We start from the raw sequence: 16,596 nt of genomic DNA on the forward strand, positions 1-16,596 counted from the left end.
GCGCAGATCCACGTCCGGGCGCCACGCCAACAGCAGCTTGAAGCGCCCTAAAGTCACGCGTTAACCCATCCGTCTGCGTTGGCGCGGCGTGCGCCGGTGGACGGTGTAGGTTTGGCCTTGGGTGGAATCTGGGCGCGGACAATGTCAGGAAGGTCGGACGCTTGAACGAACCCATACTGTTCGCACTCCAGCAGGAAGCGGAAGATTCGACTTTGATTGTCCCGGAGAAAGCCAACTCCAGGCATCGTCATAGGCCGAAGAATGCCGCAATCCGGCACGTTTGTGTCATGAAGTGCGCGACGCAAAGCGTCCTCCCGTTCCATGGCGATGTTCATTTCAATCGCCGCCTTGGCCAGCGCCGCGACGTTGGCCCTGTGTTGCGGCAATAGGTCGGTGGCAATGCCCTTGCCCACCACGCTACGCAACTCGGAGAAGATGTTCTGCTGCATTGACACCGCCTCTCTCAGCACAATGATTTTGTGCGTGAGCTCTCCAAGGGTTTGGGTGAGTGCCCCCCGATTCAAGCCGGCGGCGAGAGTACCACCTGATAGCAACGCTGTCGCTTCCTCGGTGATCCTGTTGCGAGCATGGTCAGCCAGTGAGTTAAGGCCGGATTGCACTTCATCGCGCTTGCGTTCGAGCGCGTCCAATTCCAGTTTCAGCTTGGTGTAGTGCTCAACTGCGGCCGTATAGCGCGGATCGCGTTCAAGGCGGATATCGATCTCCGTGTTCATTTGGTTCCTTTGTTGGTCATAACTTTCCGATGGTGCAGACTCAGTGCTTCGCTGTTGGCGTCGCAGCCGGGTGCGAGGCTCTGCCTTTGGTGAAACTCTTGAAGCGTGATGTTCTCGCGCTCCAAGTGGTTTCTGAAAGGGGGTATTTGTTCAATCGGCGTTTTACGTTGTCCGCTTCGTCTTGCTGTTGCTCGTTCCATAACTTCCTTTCCTTGTTGCTGTTGAAAATTGCGCACCGTGCGAGTGCAGTGTTCACGTCAAGATACGCTGTCAAATTCCCGATTTGGGGAGAGCCGGGAATTCCTCGCGTAATTTTTTCTTGGTGTCGGTCAGGTGGTTTTGCAGCGTCTTGAACGGCACTTGCACGCGGCCGCGCTTCGGTAGGTGGACCGTCGCCAGTTGCCATATGCGATCGATCTTTTCAACTGGTGACGCCCGCTCGCCGTGTAATTGCCGGCGAGCAGCCTCCAGTTCCAATTGATCAAGCAACTGCGCGAACGAGTACGGCGGCCCGGCACGCCTTGCACAATCAAGCACCAGCTGCGCCAGGTGCCCCGGGCGTTTTCCTGTGTGCTGTTGCCGCTGAAATTTGATGCCAATACGAACGAGTTCAATCAGTTCGTCCCGCTTCGGTCCGGCGGGCACGTGGCGCACCAGCGTTTCGGTGGCGGTGACCGGGGTCATGTACTGAAGCGGCATCCCAACAAGGCACCTTGGTTGCGATGGAGATAGAAGAGACCGTCAGGGGGTTCCGTCTGCTGACCCGTTCAGCCTCGCCAGTTGTGTATGCAGATCAACCAATACGGCCTTTGCCAACGCCCGAGTTCTGTCTCTTGTTTTGGCAGTCTTAGTCTCAAAGTTCTGCGCATTCCTGCCCCCCTTCCTGCGCTCTCCCCGTGAACCCTTGACAGCGGCAAGGCCCCGCATTGTCGCGGCGATCTGAGCAGCTTCGCGTTCGGCGCGATCCACAAAATCGAGGGCGTCTTGCGCCCGGGCGATGCGGGCCTCCAGGTCTGCGCGTTGACTCGACAGGTCTGGATTGTTGCTGTTGACTTCATTGGCCATAATTTCTCCTTGGGTTAAAACATTGGGAAAAAGCACAGGGGGTTCACAGCTCAAGGTTGAATATCTCAGGCGTGATCCGGTAGCACGTTGCAGGCCCTATGCCGGGCAGGCGCGGCCTACAGTCGAACGGGCGGCCGCCATCGGGCGCCAGGCAGCCGTGATCAAACAGCACGCGGCACACGACCCGATAGTCGAAGCCTTGGCAGACTTCGCCCCGGAATGTTTCAGCCAGGATGAAATATTCAAAGCTCACATCTTCACCCAGGGCGGCGGGCATCCGGTCACCAAACTCTGCACCGTGCTGGCTGTTGGTCTTGATCGGTTCACCCTGGTCGTTCAACATGCGCCGCACGCCTGCCCGGTTCAAAGTCTTGGGGGCGTGGTCATCGCTGCCACGGTGCCACATGGCAAAGCGACCTTCGCCGTGCATTTCGAGAAAGCGCCTCACAGCCCGCAGCATGGTCACCACCTCACCATTGCCGATGCCGCCACGGGCCGCAAGCCAGGCATCAAAGCAGGCACGGGCGGCCCGCTCACTCTCACCCACTGGCCAGCCGGTCAGGCCCGCCGCCGTGGCCAGCTCGCCGGCCGCACCCACCAGCGCAAAGCGAGCCCCTACCCGCTCCACTTGTCCGCTTGAGTTCTTAGGGACCAACAGTGCAGCCAAGGTGTTGGCCGTTTTGCGAATGCTGGCCTTCAACGTATCAGCATGGGCGGTCAACCACTCCAGCCAGGCGCGGCCCGTGGCACCGTAGACGGCTTGCGCCTGGTGCGTGATGTGTATTGCAAAGGCATGGCCGCCCGCGTGTCCGTGGATATTTTCAAATGCACCCAGCCCCAGGCCAGCATCGGCGGGAATGTCTGCCATGCGTATTTCTTGCCCGGTGCGGGTGCGCTTCATACCCTCTGCCATGTGGTCGGCGAGGCCCAATTCGCCAGCGGACAGAAACAGCAACCGCCATGCCTGCCGGGTGCGTGGCGTGCCGGTGCGGGTAGCGCGGGCCTTGCCTTGTTCGTTGGCCAGCATGTAGGCACATTCGCCCGCAGTCTTGGGGTCGATCTGTGCCAGTTCGTCAAGGATCAGCAGGCCGTCGCAATGCTGGGCTGCAATGGCCTCAAGGGCGTTATCGGTTGCCCGCCATCTTTGCAAGTAACTGGCGCCGCCGTACACGCTGGCGGCCAGCTTTAAAGCGGTCGTTTTGCCGCTGGAACTATCGCCACGGTAATGAAAGCCCCCGGACTCCATGCCCGCCGGTCGCAGTAGCGGCCCGGCAAAGGCACAGGCCACGGCAAAGACAAGGCGCGAATTGCCCGCACACAAAGCCCCGACACGCTCGCGCCATTGGTCGGACGTGCCCTTGCTTCGGAATGTGTTTTCTACTGCGCTATCGCTCTGAAACACGATGCGTTCTGCACTGTCGCCAATGGTTTCCTTCGGCAACACAAAGGCGCGGCCGTGCCAGCCTATGCGGTCGGTACAGCTTGCGAATTCATCGGGGTCACGGCTTTGCAGGTAGGTGGTCAGCAGGTTGCGGGCACGGGGTGACGTCGCAATGTGCAGGCCCATATTCAGCAGCGTTGCCCGGTATTCGCCACCGTCCGCCGACAACATGCGGGCGGGCATGGCCCATTGTTTGACGTTGCCCAGCGGATCGGCAAAGCTCAGGTAATAACCCCAACCGCCGCCGTCCTGGTCGCGGGTGCGGGCCCGCACGTCCAAGCGGCTGCAAATCCACTCGGGGGGCTTGCGCTTGCCGTCCTGGTCGGTACCCACAAACCACACGCCGGAATCGTCGACAGTGAAGGGGTCATGATCGCGGCCCGTCGCGCCGGAGCCGCTATCGGCCCCGCTGGGCTTGCGCAGCGTGTTCTGGCTGCGCTGGCCCGCCTTGTCCGCTTGCGCAGCGTGTGCGGCTGTTTGGGCTGCCTGGTGCGCATCAATCGCAGTCTCCACAATGTTGCGCACCGCCTCAAGTCCCGCCGCCTGGTGCAGGTCGTTAAAGTCGCTGCCGCCTTCGGGCAAGTTTTCAGGGAAGACGGCAAGACCACGCACGGCTCGCGCCACCGTTGTGGCCTTGTCACGGCCCGGATTGTGGCCGGTGCGTGCAGACGTCTGTAAATCGTCATCGCCACACAGCACCAACAGGGCGGCCGGGTATTGCGTGCGCAGTGCTTTGGCAACGTGTGCCAGGTTGCCGGCATCAAAGGCCACGGCCACCGGGCGGTGTGTGGCTTCATGCAGGCTTGCGGCCGTGGCGTAACCCTCTGCCACCAGCACCACGACAGGCCCGGCGGGATCGGTGGCCGCATCGCCCAGCAAATGCCATAGACCAGACTTGCGTCCGCCCTCACCCTCCTTTATGCCCGGCGGGCCGTAGAACTTGTCTTTTCCGTTATGGTTCTTTTCGGGGGCGATGCGCTGCACATTCCACAGTGTGCCGGCCGCATCGCGCAGCGGCACCAAAAGCCAGCCATCAGCAGCGAAGCGCACGCCGTGGGCCTGTACCCCCTTGCGGGCCAGATAAGGGCTGATGCCTGTCTCGCTGGCCTGTGCCCACAGCGTTTGCACCTCACTGGCGGCGTGAGCGTAGGCAGCTTGTTGCCGGGCCTGTTCGGCCTGCTGTCGTTCGGCCCGCTCGCGTGCCAGGCGGGCCACTGTTTCGGGATCTGGTTTGCTGGCTGCCTGGTCGGCTTTGGGCAACGTGAAGCCGTTTTCTTTGGCCAGGTGCAACAGCGTGCCGATGCTCACGCCGCCGCCGGCCTTGATGCTGCGCCAGGTTGATTGCGTGGCCTTGGCGTCAAAGCTTGCAGCAGTGGCGCTCCATTCGCTGAACAGCTCGCGCCCGGTGTCGTCTGGATACTCGGACTTGATGGCCATGCCGACACGTGCCCATTCATCTCGGGGCAGGTTTGCCGGTACGTATTGCAAGGCACTGCGGATCAGCTCGGGCGTGATGGTGGTTTTCATGCAGGGGTGAACAGGTCGGGCTGGGCGTCGGGTCGGTGTGTCAGTGCGTAGGTGCGCACATGCCGCGTGACGTCGCCACCAGCACAAGGGACGAAGCGCCGGTCTTTGTGAATGCCGTACCCCATGCGCCGCATGTCGGAAAGCACCTTGGAAATGCAACCGGTGTCGCACGCGGCATCAATTTCCTTGGCTGTGCTGTCGGGGTGTTGCTCCAGGTAATCGGCAACGCGAACGGCTTGCCCCTGCCGAGTGTCGATCTGTCGCTGGGTGGTGGTATCGCTGGCCATGGTCAATAGTCCTGTGAGCCCAGCACGTCAGCCAGGGCCGCCATTGAAGTGGGCGGACGTACAAGAATTGCGCGGGTGGCCCAATCCATCACGCAAAGCTGGCTACCGAAATACACGACGCCGAATCGATGGCCACGATGGCCGAAGGTGCGAAGGTTTCGCCTTTTGGTTGCTGCGCCGTGCGCCGCCTTCCAAAGCACAGCCAGCGCCGGGCGGCTTGGAGAGTCTGCGGGCGGCACCTTGCCAGGATTACGGCTGGTGTAGAGCCACGACTCGTGCCGGAGGGCTATCAAGGCCACATTTGCCGCATTGTTGGAGGCATTCATGAGTGCCCCTTCAACGTTCTGGTGTTTGTACCCCGGCGGCGATGCGCTCATTGATCCATGCGTCGATTGCCGACGCAGGCCAGCACACGGCACGCCGGGACAATTTCAAGGGGCGCGGAAATGCGGGTGGGGTGCGGTTCAGCATTTCGTAAATGCTGGATTTGCGAAGTCCGACGCGGGCTTCAACTTGGGGAAGTCGAAGCAAAATTTCATGACTGGACGCGGGCGGGTTTGCTTGGGGTTTCATGGGTTTCCCTTCGTTGAAAACCCGAGTTTTTCTTAAACCCTCCACGCCGTAAAGGATTTAACTACTGCCATTTCATGATGGAATTTTCCATCGAATTTATTGGCACCTTTTGTCCACCATCAAAAGGGGGCGTCATCCGATATTTGTTCTGCCAGTTTGCGATCAGACACCAGTTTGCGGATGGCCCCATCCGGATCAATATTTACCCCTGCAGCGTCATACACTGCGGTGCAGAGCCTCGAAAAATTTCCATTGCGCCCCAGGTTTATGGTCGTGCCCTTGACCGCTTCATAGATCTTGCCGACATGCCACGCGTAGTAACTTTGAACATTCTTTTTCCCCCCTGCCTTACTTTTCCCGCCTTCAGCTTGGCACAGCGAATGGGCAATCTTTGACAACCGTTCGGCCTCAGCACCGATATGACCAACGCGCCCCCTTAGGGTCGGGTACACAACGTGACTATCTGGCACGACTGTGCCAACCGTAGCGCTTGCTTTCTCTGTTGAAATTTGAATAACGCGAGAGGTTGAAAGTTCGTCTGAAGGCAACATGTACCAAATCCCGACGCATTGCACCTGATCCAAATTCTGAATAGCCTTATGCAAAGCTTTTGCCGCAGTTTCCACGTCTTCCAATGATTTGACTTGCTCTCGTGGTGATTTTAATTTCTGCTTTCCGTGAGTATGAAAGTCCCTCAGCAACCGAGTTTGAAATTCGACTTGCGAAAAGATATCGTCTGACAGTTTCAAAGCACTACAGGCCAATTTCAGGGTGTCCCGACTTTTCACAGCAAGCGGTGTAGCCAACCAGTTCAAATACCTCTGGTTGGCTTTTTGTTGTTCGGAATCACCCATCGCATCCCCTTCACGGTGCAGCCTTCATTGGGTGCCAGCGCCAGGCCGGTGAAGGTTTCCGGCTTTTCCCCTTTGCGGATCAGGCGCGGGGTAGGCGTGGCGAAACGGGTTATGCGGCCACGGGCTCCGGCGTGGCCATGCGCTTGATGCGCTTGCGCTCTTTGGCGGTCTGGCGTGCCATCCATAAATCCCGCTGAATTTGCAGCGCCAACCAATAGCCCGGCGTCGTGCCCAGGGCTTCGGACAAGCGCAGGTCCATGTCGGCGCTCACGGCGGCATGCCCGTGCAGCACGCGGGACAGCATGACACGGCTGATGCCGATATGCGCGGCAAAGGCGGTCACGCTGGCGTCCAAATCATCAAGCCATCCGGTCAGTAGTTCGCCCGGGTGGGCAGGGTTGTGCATGTTCACAATGTTGTCTCTCAGTGGTAATCCAGATAGTCCAAAAGTTCCACGTCCGCGCCGACAAACCGAAAGGCCAGCCGCCAATTGGCTTGCACGGTCACCGCATAAAACCCGGCACGGTCGCCAGTCAACCCATGCAGCCGCCAAGTTGGGCGGCCCAAGTCTTGCGGGCCGCTGGCGACGTTCAAGGCGGTCAGCAGCTCGCGCAAGCGCTTTGCATGCATGGGTTGAATGCCCGCCATGCGTCCGGTTTTGAAGAACGTTTCAAGCCCTTTGTGTCGGAAAGTGAGAATCATAAACTGTTAAGCGTTGATTTACAAGTTGCCAGACACAAAACCACCAGCCAGCGATGCATCAGGTGCGCGGTAGACGTGTAGGAATTTCAATGGGCTGGTGCTGCTCTGTCCAGTCCGATCGCGTCACATTCTTGCAAGAGTTCATCCAGTGAATCAATCACGACTTGGGCCGCGCTGACTGTTTCAAGGTTAGATAGCCGCTCATCGTCACGGCACGAGTGCCCGTACCACAAAGCAGCATCTAGCGCCTCAGCCAATGTCAGCGGTGTAAACCAATCAAGAGGTGGTGAACCGCCTGTTTCCATCAATTCATCTCGCGCAACTTGCAGTCTTGAACAGACTACAACAATAGCCGAGTGCCACCGTGACGTGCCCAACTTATCATCAAAACAGGTCGACCCGTCCTCTTGAGATTCAATCGTCAAAACGACGGTGCGAAGAACTGCCCGAGCAGCCTGAACATTGCGCACCACCGAAGCAACGTTGCTCGATGAAAACTGTTGTACCGCCGGTGGGGCTTTCTCTTTGGCCAATTGCACATCAAGCATGAGACACCTCCGCTGAGGAATTGCAGACGTCTGCGCTGCCCAGCATCAGCATCCGCATATTGTTTGAAAATTCCACCGTTGCAAGTCTGTCGTTCAAAACCTGCGAAAGTCGCCATGATGTTATGTCGTCTCTGTCGCTTGGGTTTTTCGGATCCTCCGGCTCCAACCGATTCATTAAAGTGATTGACAGCGCCAGCAGAGTCTCCAGTTCGTCCTCAAGGAATTCAAAGGCAAACTTATTCGTCTTTGCGTTTGGTGTAAATTGTTGCTCAGCCATTTTCGATCCTTTCGTGATCGCTAGTGGTCAGGCGGTGCAGGTGGTATGTACACCTGCACCGCCGCCTTTATTGCCCGGCTCAAACCGCCGCCGGGCATGGCGGTTTTCTCAGGTCAGCAGGGCGATATGCACCTGGTGCGCCGCAAACCTGTCAATTGGCCGCCGCGTGTGAATGGTTCCAAGGGAAGGCCTCTTTGCGCTCAATTCCGGCACGGTGTGAAGGCATCCGGCAAAGCCCGAAACCGGGCCGGTGCCGAGGCTGGCCGGCGGGAAAAGAGTAGAGATAAGAGATTGAATCAATTTCATCATATAGATTTGCCCTCACTTTGCCCTCAGTTTGTCCTCACTTTGCCCTCACTTCCAAATCGGCCTGAAACCCGCATGGTTGCTGGGTTTTGCCGATTTGCCCTCACTGTCGCAGTGTTTTTGCAAAGTAGCAGCCGGTAAACGGGGTGCAACCTCCCAAAAGCGACCGGCGCCGGCCATCTTCATGCAGCCCGCTGGGGTAGTGTGATGACGTCTGCACCCTTGCGCAGCTTGTCGAGGTAGTCCGCCCATTGCTGGATCTGACTGAACCGCTGCGCCAGGTACTGGGTGCGGTTGTAGCTGCGCCCGTTGGCGTCTTTCACCGCGTGGGCCAGGTTGGCTTCAATGGCCAGGGGGTCAAGGTTCAACTGGTCGACCATCATCGTTCTGGCGCTGGCCCGGAATCCGTGCCAGGTTTGCTCCTTGCCCAGCCCCAGGGCATACAAGGCGCTGCGCACTGAGTTGTCGGATATGGGGCGTTCGTGGCTGCGCTGACCGGGGAAGACATAGCGGCCATGGCCAGTCACGGGATGCAGGCTGCGCAGCAGCGCCACGGCTTGCGTGGGCAATGGCACAGTATGGGCTTCGCCCTGCTCCTTTTCCAACTTGGTGCGCTTCATTTTGGAGCTGGGGATGGTCCACAGCGCCGCGTCGAGGTCAAGCTCTGTCCACTCCATTTCGCGCAGGTTGCCGGGGCGTTGGTACAGCAGTGGCGCAAGCTGCAAAGCGGTGCGCACGGTCACGCCACCCTTGTAAACGGCAATGGCACGCAGCAGATCCCCGAACCGCGCCGGCGCCACGATCGCGGCAAAGGTTTTGCCCCGGTAGGGTGTCAATCGGGATTGCAGCCCCTCGGTGATGTTGCGTTGCTGTACGTTGGTGGTCGGGAGCCAGTAATCCCAGATTTGACGCGCCAGCATCAGCACCCGGTCGGCCGTTTCGATGGCCCCCCGTTCTTCCACCTTTTGCAGGGCGGCCAGCAGTTCCATGGCGTGAATGTCTGCGATCGGCCGGGCGCCAATCCAGGGGAATAGGTCGCGCTCCAGTTGGCGCAGCGATCGATCAGCATGGCTGGGGCTCCATTGCGGTACCTGTTTTTCGTACCACTCCATGGCGACGGCCTTGAAGGTGTCGCCTTCAGGGCGCAAGGCACGCAGCTTTTGCACCTTGCGCACTTCTACCGGGTTGCGTCCCTCGGACTTGTGCAGCTTGGCAGCGTCACGGGCTTTGCGGGCGTCGCTCAAGCCCATGGCCGGGTAAGCGCCAAGCGCCATGCGACTCTCTTTGCCGCCGGCATAGGTTTTCCAGAACCAGCGCTTTGACCCGGCCGGGCTTACCTCCAGGTACAGGCCGCCAGCGTCGGTGAAGCGGGCTCGCTTTTTCTCCGGGGCGCAAGTGGCGTTTTTGCAGTGTTTGTCGGTCAGCATGGCGGACTCCTACCGGGGAACAAAAGTCAAACCGGGGAACAACTGCACAATAAATAAGCAACATACCCAGGTCGTTCCCCGGTATGTTCCCCGGTTTTGCGTTGGCTGTCAACGGGCTTTAATGGACCTTACCGGACGCGAAACACCTGTAAACTGTTGATTTGTCAAAGAAAAAGGCCGTTTGCTGGACTTTAGCAAACGGCCTTGGACGGTGTGGTGGTGGAGCTGGCGGGATTTGAACCCGCGTCCGTAAGCCATCTTCGAGCAGATCTACATGTTTAGTGGTCTGATTTGAGTCTCGCCACCTGTATCGCGCAGCCACACGCTACACAGGACGCCAGCACCCTATTTTCTTGCGCCAGATCAAGGTACCCGATCCAGCGCCAGCCGATGTGTATGACCTTACAGCCGGGAGCCCTTAACTTGCGTTAAAAACCCCTTGCCCAGCCCACCGGCCTGCTGTTGTAAGGCTCACTGGTTATTAAGCAGCGAGTGCGAAACGTTCGTCGTTTGCAGTTAGTTTTTTTGAATCTGTTTTACGAGCGCATTCAGCTCGACATGCACCACAGCGATTCCGTACCCACGTCGAAACCAGTGCAGCCCCAAGCTCGCTATTTTAGGCCTTGTCCAGCAATTGCAAGAGCGCCGCTGGAGAATTAATGGTAGCGTGCGCGCCCCACTGTGCCGGATCGCCTTGCAGGCCAAGGTAGCCGTAGCCGGCGGCCACGGTGCCCATGCCAGCGGCCAAGCCGGCCACCACATCCCGCTCGTCGTCGCCCACATACAGACAGCGCGCCGGTTCAATGGCCAGTCGTCGTGCCGCCTCCAGCAGGGGTTCCGGGTGCGGTTTGGCATGGGACGTGGTGTCGCCGCTGATGATGGTCCGGGCCGACGCAAACAAGGGCATGGCGCGCGTCAAGGGGTCGGTAAAACGCGCTGCCTTATTGGTCACAACACCCCAGGGCAGCTCCAGCGCCACCAATTGCGCAATCAGTTCGGGCACACCGGCAAAAGCCTGGGTGTATTGCGTCATGCATTGCTCATAATTTCTGGAAAATTCTTCCCGCAGCGCTGCAAATTCGGTATCCGCGGGTGTCAGACCAAAAGCAACATGAAGCATGCCGCGAGCGCCGGAGCTGGCAGCTGGACGGTAGCATTCGGGCGGCATGGCAGGCAGGCCCCGGACACTGCGCATCCTGTTGACCGCGGTCGCCATATCCGGTGCGCTGTCAATCAGGGTGCCATCCAGATCGAACAGCACCGCCCGCACATCCGCAAACATGCCGGTAATTCCGGTCACCGGGACCCGTTTCCAGGTTTTTGCGTGGCGAAGAGATAGTTCACACTGGTGTCAGTGTTGAGCCAGTAGCGCCGGGTCAACGGGTTGTAGGCCATGCCCCGCGTAGACCGCAAGTCAAGGTCAACGCTGCGGCAGTATGCCGCCAGTTCGCTGGGCCGGACCATTTTCGCGAATTCATGGGTGCCACGCGGCAACAGATTGAGCACGTACTCGGCGCCCACTATCGCCAGCAAAAAGGATTTGGGGTTGCGGTTCAGGGTCGAAAAAAATACCCAGCCACCCGGTTTGACCAGGGCGGCACAGGCCCGCACCACCGACGCCGGATCCGGCACATGTTCCAGCATTTCCATGCAAGTCACCACGTCGAAACTCTGCGGCTGCTGCTGCGCCAAGGCTTCGACGCTGACTTCCTGGTATTGCACATTGGGCGTCTGCGCTTCCATGGCATGCAGTTGCGCCACTCGAAGCGCTTTGCCGGCCAGGTCAATACCGGTCACTTGGGCGCCACAGCGCGCCATGGCGTCGGCCAGAATGCCACCACCACAACCCACATCAAGAACCTGCTGGCCCTTGATTGGACAAAGACCGTTGATCCATTCCAGCCGCAGGGGATTGATTTGATGCAGGGGACGAAACTCGCCGTCCATATCCCACCAACGGTGGGCCAGGTCGGAAAACTTGGCCAGTTCGGCCGGATCAGCATTCAATGTTGAAGTCATGGGGAGATTATCCGCAAAACAAGGTCCAGGTTCCGACCTGTTCCAAACTGACTGAAAACAAAAAACCCCGCCAAGCGGGGTTTTTTGACGCGGCCGCTATTGACCGCTTGTTGGCGCGAACAGCAACTATCAGTTTGCGCGGGTGCCGACCACTTCGATTTCCACGCGGCGGTTCTTGGCGCGACCTTCTTTGGTCTTGTTGTCAGCCACAGGCTGCTTCTCGCCCTTGCCTTCGGTGTAAACCCGGTTCTTCTCAATGCCCTTGGACACCAGATAAGCCTTCACAGCCTCAGAGCGTTTGACCGACAGTTTCTGGTTGTAGGCATCGTTGCCAACGGAGTCGGTGTGACCGACAGCGATGATGACTTCCAGATTGATGCCCTTGACTTTGCCGACCAGATCATCCAGCTTGGCTTTGCCTTCGGGCTTCAGCACCGACTTGTCGAAGTCGAAGAAAGCGTCGGCCGCATAAGTCACCTTGGTGGCGACGGGAGGTTGCGGCTTCGGAGCCGGCTTCGGTGCAACTACGGCCGGTGCCGGGGCTGCCTTGGGAGCCGGAGCCGGAGCTGCGGCCGGTGCCGGCTTGGGAGCCGCGATCGCGCCATCGCAACCAGGAGCAGCCGTCGCAGGCGTCCAGGTCGCGTCGCGCCAGCACAGGCCCGTCGCGCTTTTCCAGACATCGCCAGTAGCACCACGCCAGTTGTCGATGGTTTGCGCGCCGGCAACAGTTGACAGTGCTGCGGCAGCAATCAGCATTGCCACTTTGTTAAATTTCTTCATGGTTCTCCTTAAGGGAAAAAGCCGCAGCAGCGCTGCGAATATTTATATGACGCCCTAAATGCCCATCACCTAAAGCGTTCGCGCCATTGTGCCACAGTCAGATTGGGCCACAAACCCCAAATACCGCCCCAGGCAATTCGATTTCAAAAGCAAGCGATATATATACCTCACCGTTGCACCGACACCACAAGGTCTGCCCTTTAGAATCGAGACTTGTCCTTGACTTTAGCCTCCAGCCACGACCGCCGCCCCATGACCCAGTTTGCCAAAGAAACTCTGCCCATCAGTCTCGAAGAGGAAATGCGCCGGAGTTACCTCGACTACGCCATGAGCGTAATTGTGGGTCGTGCCCTGCCCGATGCACGGGACGGTCTCAAGCCGGTGCATAGGCGCGTCCTGTTTGCGATGCACGAACTCAACAACGACTGGAACCGGGCTTACAAAAAGTCGGCCCGTATCGTCGGCGATGTGATCGGCAAGTACCACCCGCACGGCGACCAGTCGGTCTACGACACGATCGTCCGGATGGCGCAGGATTTCTCGATGCGCCACATGCTGGTCGACGGTCAAGGGAACTTTGGCTCGGTCGACGGCGACAACGCGGCGGCCATGCGTTACACCGAAATCCGCCTCGCCAAGATCGCCCACGAACTGCTGGCCGATCTGGACAAGGAAACGGTGGATTTCGGCCCCAATTACGATGGCTCGGAAAAAGAGCCACTGGTCCTGCCGACCCGGCTGCCCAACCTGCTGGTCAACGGTTCGGGTGGTATTGCGGTGGGCATGGCCACCAATATTCCACCGCACAACCTTAATGAGGTGGTGGATGCCTGCTTGCACCTGCTGCGCAACCCGGAAGCTTCCATCGACGAGTTGATGGAGATCATCCCGGCGCCCGACTTCCCCACCGCCGGCATCATCTACGGCATCAACGGCGTCAAGGACGGCTACCGCACGGGCCGCGGCAAGGTGGTGATGCGCGCCAAGTGCCACTTCGAGGACATCGACAAGGGCCAGCGCCAGGCCATCATCGTCGATGAGCTGCCTTACCAGGTCAACAAAAAGACCTTGCAGGAGCGCATGGCCGAGCTGGTGCACGAGAAAAAGATAGAGGGCATCAGCCACATCCAGGACGAGTCGGACAAATCCGGCATGCGTCTGGTGATTGAGCTCAAGCGCGGCGAAGTACCCGAGGTGGTGCTGAACAACCTGTACAAGCAGACGCAGTTGCAGGACACCTTCGGCATGAACATGGTGGCGCTGATCGACGGTCAGCCCAGGCTGTGCAACCTGAAAGACCTGATTGAAGTCTTTTTGCAGCACCGCCGCGAAGTTGTGACCCGGCGCACGGTGTTCAACCTGCGCAAGGCGCGCGAACGCGGTCATGTGCTGGAAGGCCTGGCCGTCGCGCTGGCCAATATCGACGAATTCATCGCCATCATCCGCAACGCGCCGACGCCGCCGGTGGCCAAGGTCGAACTGATGGCCAAGCCCTGGGACAGCAGCCTGGTGCGTGAAATGCTCACCCGCACCCGTGCCGATGGCGGCGTGGTCAATGCCGACGACTATCGGCCGGATGGTCTGGAGAAGATGTACGGCATGGGCCGCGACGGGCTGTACCGCCTGTCGGACACCCAGGCGCAGGAAATTCTGCAAATGCGCCTGCAGCGCCTGACCGGGCTGGAGCAGGACAAGATCGTGGCGGAATACAAGGAGGTGATGGCCGAGATCGACGACCTGCTGGACATCCTGGCCCGGCCCGAGCGCGTCTCCACCATCATCAGCGAAGAGCTCACGGCCATCAAGACCGAGTTCGGCCAAACCAAGCTGGGCGCGCGGCGCAGCCTGGTGGAGCACAGCTCGTTCGACCTGAGCACCGAAGACCTGATCACACCCACCGACATGGTGGTGACGTTGTCGCACGGCGGCTACATCAAGAGCCAGCCGCTCAATGAATACCGGGCACAGAAGCGCGGAGGCCGCGGCAAGCAGGCCACCGCCACCAAGGAAGACGACTGGGTCGACCAGCTCTTTATCGCCAACACGCACGACTACATTCTTTGTTTCAGCAACCGCGGCCGCCTCTACTGGCTCAAGGTGTGGGAAGTGCCGCAAGGCTCGCGGGGTTCCCGCGGACGCCCCATCGTCAACATGTTCCCGCTGACCGAGGGCGAAAAAGTGACCGTGGTGCTGCCACTCACCGGGGCCAAGCGCAGTTTCCCGGCTGACCAGTATGTGTTCATGGCGACCAGCATGGGCACGGTCAAGAAGACCACGCTGGATGAATTCAGCAACCCGCGCAAGGCCGGCATCATCGCCGTCGACCTGGACGAGGGAGACTTCCTGATTGGCGCCGCGCTCACCGACGGCCAGCACGATGTGATGCTGTTCAGCGATGGTGGCAAAGCGGTGCGCTTTGACGAAAACGATGTGCGTCCCATGGGCCGGCAAGCGCGCGGCGTGCGTGGCATGACGCTGGAAGAGGGCCAAAGCGTCATCGCCATGCTGGTGGCCGAGGACGAACAGCAGAGTGTGCTCACCGCGACCCAGAATGGTTTTGGCAAGCGCACCAGTATCACCGAATACACGCGCCACGGCCGCGGCACCAAGGGCATGATTGCCATTACCCAATCAGAACGCAACGGCAAAGTGGTAGCGGCCACACTGGTGCATGCCGACGACGAGATCATGCTGATCACCGACAAGGGTGTCCTGGTACGCACCCGCGTCAGCGAGATTCGTGAACTCGGCCGCGCCACGCAAGGTGTGACCTTGATCGGCCTGGACGAAGGTTCCAAGTTGAGTGGCTTGCAGCGGATTGTTGAAAACGACGCCAACCCGCCAGCGGAAGACACTGACAGCGGTGCCGAAGACAACATCGATACAGCCAGTTGACTGCTACCATTTGCGTAGCTTGACGAGCTCGTGGGCTGAGAGCAGAAATTTTTGACGTGCAAATCTTGACAAACCGACCCTTTAATTTTTCCGCCGGACCGGCCGCGATGCCGCAAGAAGTACTGACCGAGGCCGCTGACGAAATGCTGGACTGGCACGGCAGCGGCATGAGCGTGATGGAAATGAGCCACCGCGGCAAGGAGTTCGGCGCCATCTACCAGCAGGCGCATGCCGACCTGCGCGAACTGCTTGCGGTGCCAGGCAACTTCAAGATCCTGTTCATGCAGGGCGGTGGTCTGGCGGAAAATGCGATCGTGCCGCTGAACCTGTCGCGCGCCGGCGTGGTGGACTTTGTGGTGAGCGGCAGTTGGAGCCAGAAGTCGGCCAATGAAGCCAGCAGATACTGCAGCGTCAATACGGCGGCCAACAACGCATCGGACGGCCACACCACGCTGCCCGAGCCGGCCACATGGCGTCTCAGCCGGGGCGCCAGCTACGTGCATGTTTGCACCAATGAGACCATCAACGGTGTTGAATGCCACGAGCTGCCCGACCTCAAAGCCTTGGGCTGCGACGCGCCCCTGGTGATCGACTTTTCTTCTCATGTCGCGTCGCGGCCGGTGGACTGGTCGCGGGTCGGACTGGCGTTTGGCGGTGCCCAAAAAAACCTGGGGCCGGCCGGCCTGACGCTGGTGGTGGTGCGGGAAGATCTGCTGGGTCAGGCACTGCCGATCTGCCCCAGCGCCTTCAACTACCAAACGGTGGCGGACAACCAGTCGATGTACAACACCCCTCCCACCTACGCCATCTACATGGCCGGGCTGGTGTTTCAGTGGCTCAAGCGCCAGGGAGGCATCGCCGCCATGGAGGCCCGCAGCAAGGCCAAGGCAGCACTGCTGTACGACGCCATTGACCGCTCGCAGCTGTACCTGAATAAAGTAGCCGGCAATTGCCGCTCGCGCATGAACGTGCCGTTTTTTTTGCGTGATGAAAGCCTCAACGAGGCGTTTCTGGCCGGTGCCCGTGCCCATGGTCTGCTGCAGCTCAAAGGCCACAAATCGGTCGGCGGCATGCGCGCCAGCATCTACAACGCCATGCCGATGGAGGGCGTGCAGGCGCTGGTGGACTACCTGCGGGAATTCGAACAAAAGCGAGCCTGAC

19 protein-coding genes and 1 other RNA gene are annotated in these 16,596 nt (G+C 59.5%); 2 read left to right on the top strand and 18 right to left on the bottom strand.

The features are described 5' to 3' along the window. Positions 1-53 precede the first annotated feature (53 nt). The 18 genes from PHS32_RS00060 to ompA all read right to left on the bottom strand — a co-directional run bounded on the left by PHS32_RS00060 (position 54) and on the right by ompA (position 12,540). Complete coding sequence (locus tag PHS32_RS00060) at positions 54-734, bottom strand: hypothetical protein (RefSeq protein ID WP_301076707.1); 681 nt, start codon at positions 732-734, stop codon at positions 54-56. Positions 735-1,004: 270 nt separating this feature from the next. Beyond that, on the bottom strand, positions 1,005-1,418 hold the full coding sequence (locus PHS32_RS00065; protein ID WP_301076708.1) for a hypothetical protein: 414 nt from the start codon (positions 1,416-1,418) through the stop codon (positions 1,005-1,007). Positions 1,419-1,475: 57 nt separating this feature from the next. Beyond that, entirely contained in the window at positions 1,476-1,799 is a 324-nt protein-coding gene (locus tag PHS32_RS00070; RefSeq protein ID WP_301076709.1) for a hypothetical protein, read from the bottom strand. Positions 1,800-1,842: 43 nt separating this feature from the next. After that, positions 1,843-4,767, bottom strand: a complete 2,925-nt coding sequence (locus PHS32_RS00075) for a DUF927 domain-containing protein (protein ID WP_301076710.1) — start codon at positions 4,765-4,767, stop codon at positions 1,843-1,845. Further along, positions 4,764-5,054 carry a hypothetical protein gene (locus tag PHS32_RS00080; protein WP_301076711.1) on the bottom strand — a complete coding sequence of 97 codons (291 nt, stop codon included), beginning with the start codon at positions 5,052-5,054 and terminating at the stop codon, positions 4,764-4,766. The genes PHS32_RS00075 and PHS32_RS00080 overlap by 4 nt, the downstream gene beginning before the upstream one ends. 2 nt (positions 5,055-5,056) lie before the next feature. Then, positions 5,057-5,380: a hypothetical protein gene (locus PHS32_RS00085; RefSeq protein ID WP_301076712.1), complete on the bottom strand. Its 324-nt coding sequence runs from the start codon at positions 5,378-5,380 to the stop codon at positions 5,057-5,059. 10 nt (positions 5,381-5,390) lie between these two features. Beyond that, positions 5,391-5,627: an AlpA family phage regulatory protein gene (locus tag PHS32_RS00090; protein ID WP_301076713.1), complete on the bottom strand. Its 237-nt coding sequence runs from the start codon at positions 5,625-5,627 to the stop codon at positions 5,391-5,393. A 119-nt stretch (positions 5,628-5,746) separates the two neighbouring features. Continuing rightward, positions 5,747-6,481 (bottom strand): hypothetical protein, encoded by a 735-nt coding sequence (locus tag PHS32_RS00095; protein WP_301076714.1) that lies wholly within the window; start codon positions 6,479-6,481, stop codon positions 5,747-5,749. Positions 6,482-6,590: 109 nt separating this feature from the next. Beyond that, complete coding sequence (locus PHS32_RS00100; RefSeq protein ID WP_301076715.1) at positions 6,591-6,887, bottom strand: HigA family addiction module antitoxin; 297 nt, start codon at positions 6,885-6,887, stop codon at positions 6,591-6,593. A gap of 17 nt (positions 6,888-6,904) precedes the next feature. Continuing rightward, positions 6,905-7,183, bottom strand: coding sequence for a type II toxin-antitoxin system RelE/ParE family toxin (locus PHS32_RS00105; protein ID WP_301076716.1), 279 nt, complete (start codon positions 7,181-7,183; stop codon positions 6,905-6,907). Positions 7,184-7,269: 86 nt separating this feature from the next. Further along, positions 7,270-7,731: a hypothetical protein gene (locus PHS32_RS00110; RefSeq protein WP_301076717.1), complete on the bottom strand. Its 462-nt coding sequence runs from the start codon at positions 7,729-7,731 to the stop codon at positions 7,270-7,272. Beyond that, positions 7,724-8,008, bottom strand: a complete 285-nt coding sequence (locus tag PHS32_RS00115) for a hypothetical protein (RefSeq protein WP_301076718.1) — start codon at positions 8,006-8,008, stop codon at positions 7,724-7,726. The genes PHS32_RS00110 and PHS32_RS00115 overlap by 8 nt, the downstream gene beginning before the upstream one ends. Before the next feature lie 108 nt (positions 8,009-8,116). Then, positions 8,117-8,317: a hypothetical protein gene (locus PHS32_RS00120; protein ID WP_301076719.1), complete on the bottom strand. Its 201-nt coding sequence runs from the start codon at positions 8,315-8,317 to the stop codon at positions 8,117-8,119. Between the two features lie 179 nt (positions 8,318-8,496). After that, positions 8,497-9,741, bottom strand: coding sequence for an integrase arm-type DNA-binding domain-containing protein (locus PHS32_RS00125; RefSeq protein WP_301076720.1), 1,245 nt, complete (start codon positions 9,739-9,741; stop codon positions 8,497-8,499). Positions 9,742-9,958: 217 nt separating this feature from the next. Then, positions 9,959-10,345: a transfer-messenger RNA gene (ssrA, locus tag PHS32_RS00130) on the bottom strand. 12 nt (positions 10,346-10,357) lie between these two features. Next, on the bottom strand, positions 10,358-11,023 hold the full coding sequence (locus PHS32_RS00135; RefSeq protein ID WP_301076721.1) for an HAD-IA family hydrolase: 666 nt from the start codon (positions 11,021-11,023) through the stop codon (positions 10,358-10,360). A 14-nt stretch (positions 11,024-11,037) separates the two neighbouring features. Further along, positions 11,038-11,760 (bottom strand): bifunctional 2-polyprenyl-6-hydroxyphenol methylase/3-demethylubiquinol 3-O-methyltransferase UbiG, encoded by a 723-nt coding sequence (gene ubiG / locus PHS32_RS00140; RefSeq protein WP_301076722.1) that lies wholly within the window; start codon positions 11,758-11,760, stop codon positions 11,038-11,040. Positions 11,761-11,889: 129 nt separating this feature from the next. Then, positions 11,890-12,540 (bottom strand): outer membrane protein OmpA, encoded by a 651-nt coding sequence (ompA, locus tag PHS32_RS00145; RefSeq protein WP_301076723.1) that lies wholly within the window; start codon positions 12,538-12,540, stop codon positions 11,890-11,892. Between the two features lie 252 nt (positions 12,541-12,792). Here ompA and gyrA point away from each other — a divergent pair, with 252 nt between their 5' ends. Together gyrA and serC are read left to right on the top strand one after the other, a co-directional pair. After that, the gene (gene gyrA, locus PHS32_RS00150; RefSeq protein WP_301076882.1) at positions 12,793-15,435 is read left to right on the top strand and encodes a DNA gyrase subunit A; all 2,643 of its coding nucleotides are present in this window, start codon (positions 12,793-12,795) and stop codon (positions 15,433-15,435) included. Between the two features lie 65 nt (positions 15,436-15,500). Further along, the gene (serC, locus tag PHS32_RS00155) at positions 15,501-16,595 is read left to right on the top strand and encodes a 3-phosphoserine/phosphohydroxythreonine transaminase (protein WP_301076883.1); all 1,095 of its coding nucleotides are present in this window, start codon (positions 15,501-15,503) and stop codon (positions 16,593-16,595) included. The last annotated feature ends 1 nt before the right edge of the window (position 16,596 follow it).

The organism is Rhodoferax sp. (genome assembly GCF_028714215.1).
In the GTDB taxonomy this organism is placed as follows: Bacteria; Pseudomonadota; Gammaproteobacteria; order Burkholderiales; family Burkholderiaceae_C; genus Rhodoferax.

Bases quoted from the DNA above. Each gene is read 5' to 3' on its own strand.
- PHS32_RS00060 (WP_301076707.1), bottom strand. From the start codon at position 734: ATGAACACGGAGATCGATATCCGCCTTGAACGCGATCCGCGCTATACG.
- PHS32_RS00065 (WP_301076708.1), bottom strand. From the start codon at position 1,418: ATGACCCCGGTCACCGCCACCGAAACGCTGGTGCGCCACGTGCCCGCC.
- PHS32_RS00070 (WP_301076709.1), bottom strand. From the start codon at position 1,799: ATGGCCAATGAAGTCAACAGCAACAATCCAGACCTGTCGAGTCAACGC.
- PHS32_RS00075 (WP_301076710.1), bottom strand. From the start codon at position 4,767: ATGAAAACCACCATCACGCCCGAGCTGATCCGCAGTGCCTTGCAATAC.
- PHS32_RS00080 (WP_301076711.1), bottom strand. From the start codon at position 5,054: ATGGCCAGCGATACCACCACCCAGCGACAGATCGACACTCGGCAGGGG.
- PHS32_RS00085 (WP_301076712.1), bottom strand. From the start codon at position 5,380: ATGAATGCCTCCAACAATGCGGCAAATGTGGCCTTGATAGCCCTCCGG.
- PHS32_RS00090 (WP_301076713.1), bottom strand. From the start codon at position 5,627: ATGAAACCCCAAGCAAACCCGCCCGCGTCCAGTCATGAAATTTTGCTT.
- PHS32_RS00095 (WP_301076714.1), bottom strand. From the start codon at position 6,481: ATGGGTGATTCCGAACAACAAAAAGCCAACCAGAGGTATTTGAACTGG.
- PHS32_RS00100 (WP_301076715.1), bottom strand. From the start codon at position 6,887: ATGCACAACCCTGCCCACCCGGGCGAACTACTGACCGGATGGCTTGAT.
- PHS32_RS00105 (WP_301076716.1), bottom strand. From the start codon at position 7,183: ATGATTCTCACTTTCCGACACAAAGGGCTTGAAACGTTCTTCAAAACC.
- PHS32_RS00110 (WP_301076717.1), bottom strand. From the start codon at position 7,731: ATGCTTGATGTGCAATTGGCCAAAGAGAAAGCCCCACCGGCGGTACAA.
- PHS32_RS00115 (WP_301076718.1), bottom strand. From the start codon at position 8,008: ATGGCTGAGCAACAATTTACACCAAACGCAAAGACGAATAAGTTTGCC.
- PHS32_RS00120 (WP_301076719.1), bottom strand. From the start codon at position 8,317: ATGATGAAATTGATTCAATCTCTTATCTCTACTCTTTTCCCGCCGGCC.
- PHS32_RS00125 (WP_301076720.1), bottom strand. From the start codon at position 9,741: ATGCTGACCGACAAACACTGCAAAAACGCCACTTGCGCCCCGGAGAAA.
- PHS32_RS00135 (WP_301076721.1), bottom strand. From the start codon at position 11,023: ATGTTTGCGGATGTGCGGGCGGTGCTGTTCGATCTGGATGGCACCCTG.
- ubiG (WP_301076722.1), bottom strand. From the start codon at position 11,760: ATGACTTCAACATTGAATGCTGATCCGGCCGAACTGGCCAAGTTTTCC.
- ompA (WP_301076723.1), bottom strand. From the start codon at position 12,540: ATGAAGAAATTTAACAAAGTGGCAATGCTGATTGCTGCCGCAGCACTG.
- gyrA (WP_301076882.1), top strand. From the start codon at position 12,793: ATGACCCAGTTTGCCAAAGAAACTCTGCCCATCAGTCTCGAAGAGGAA.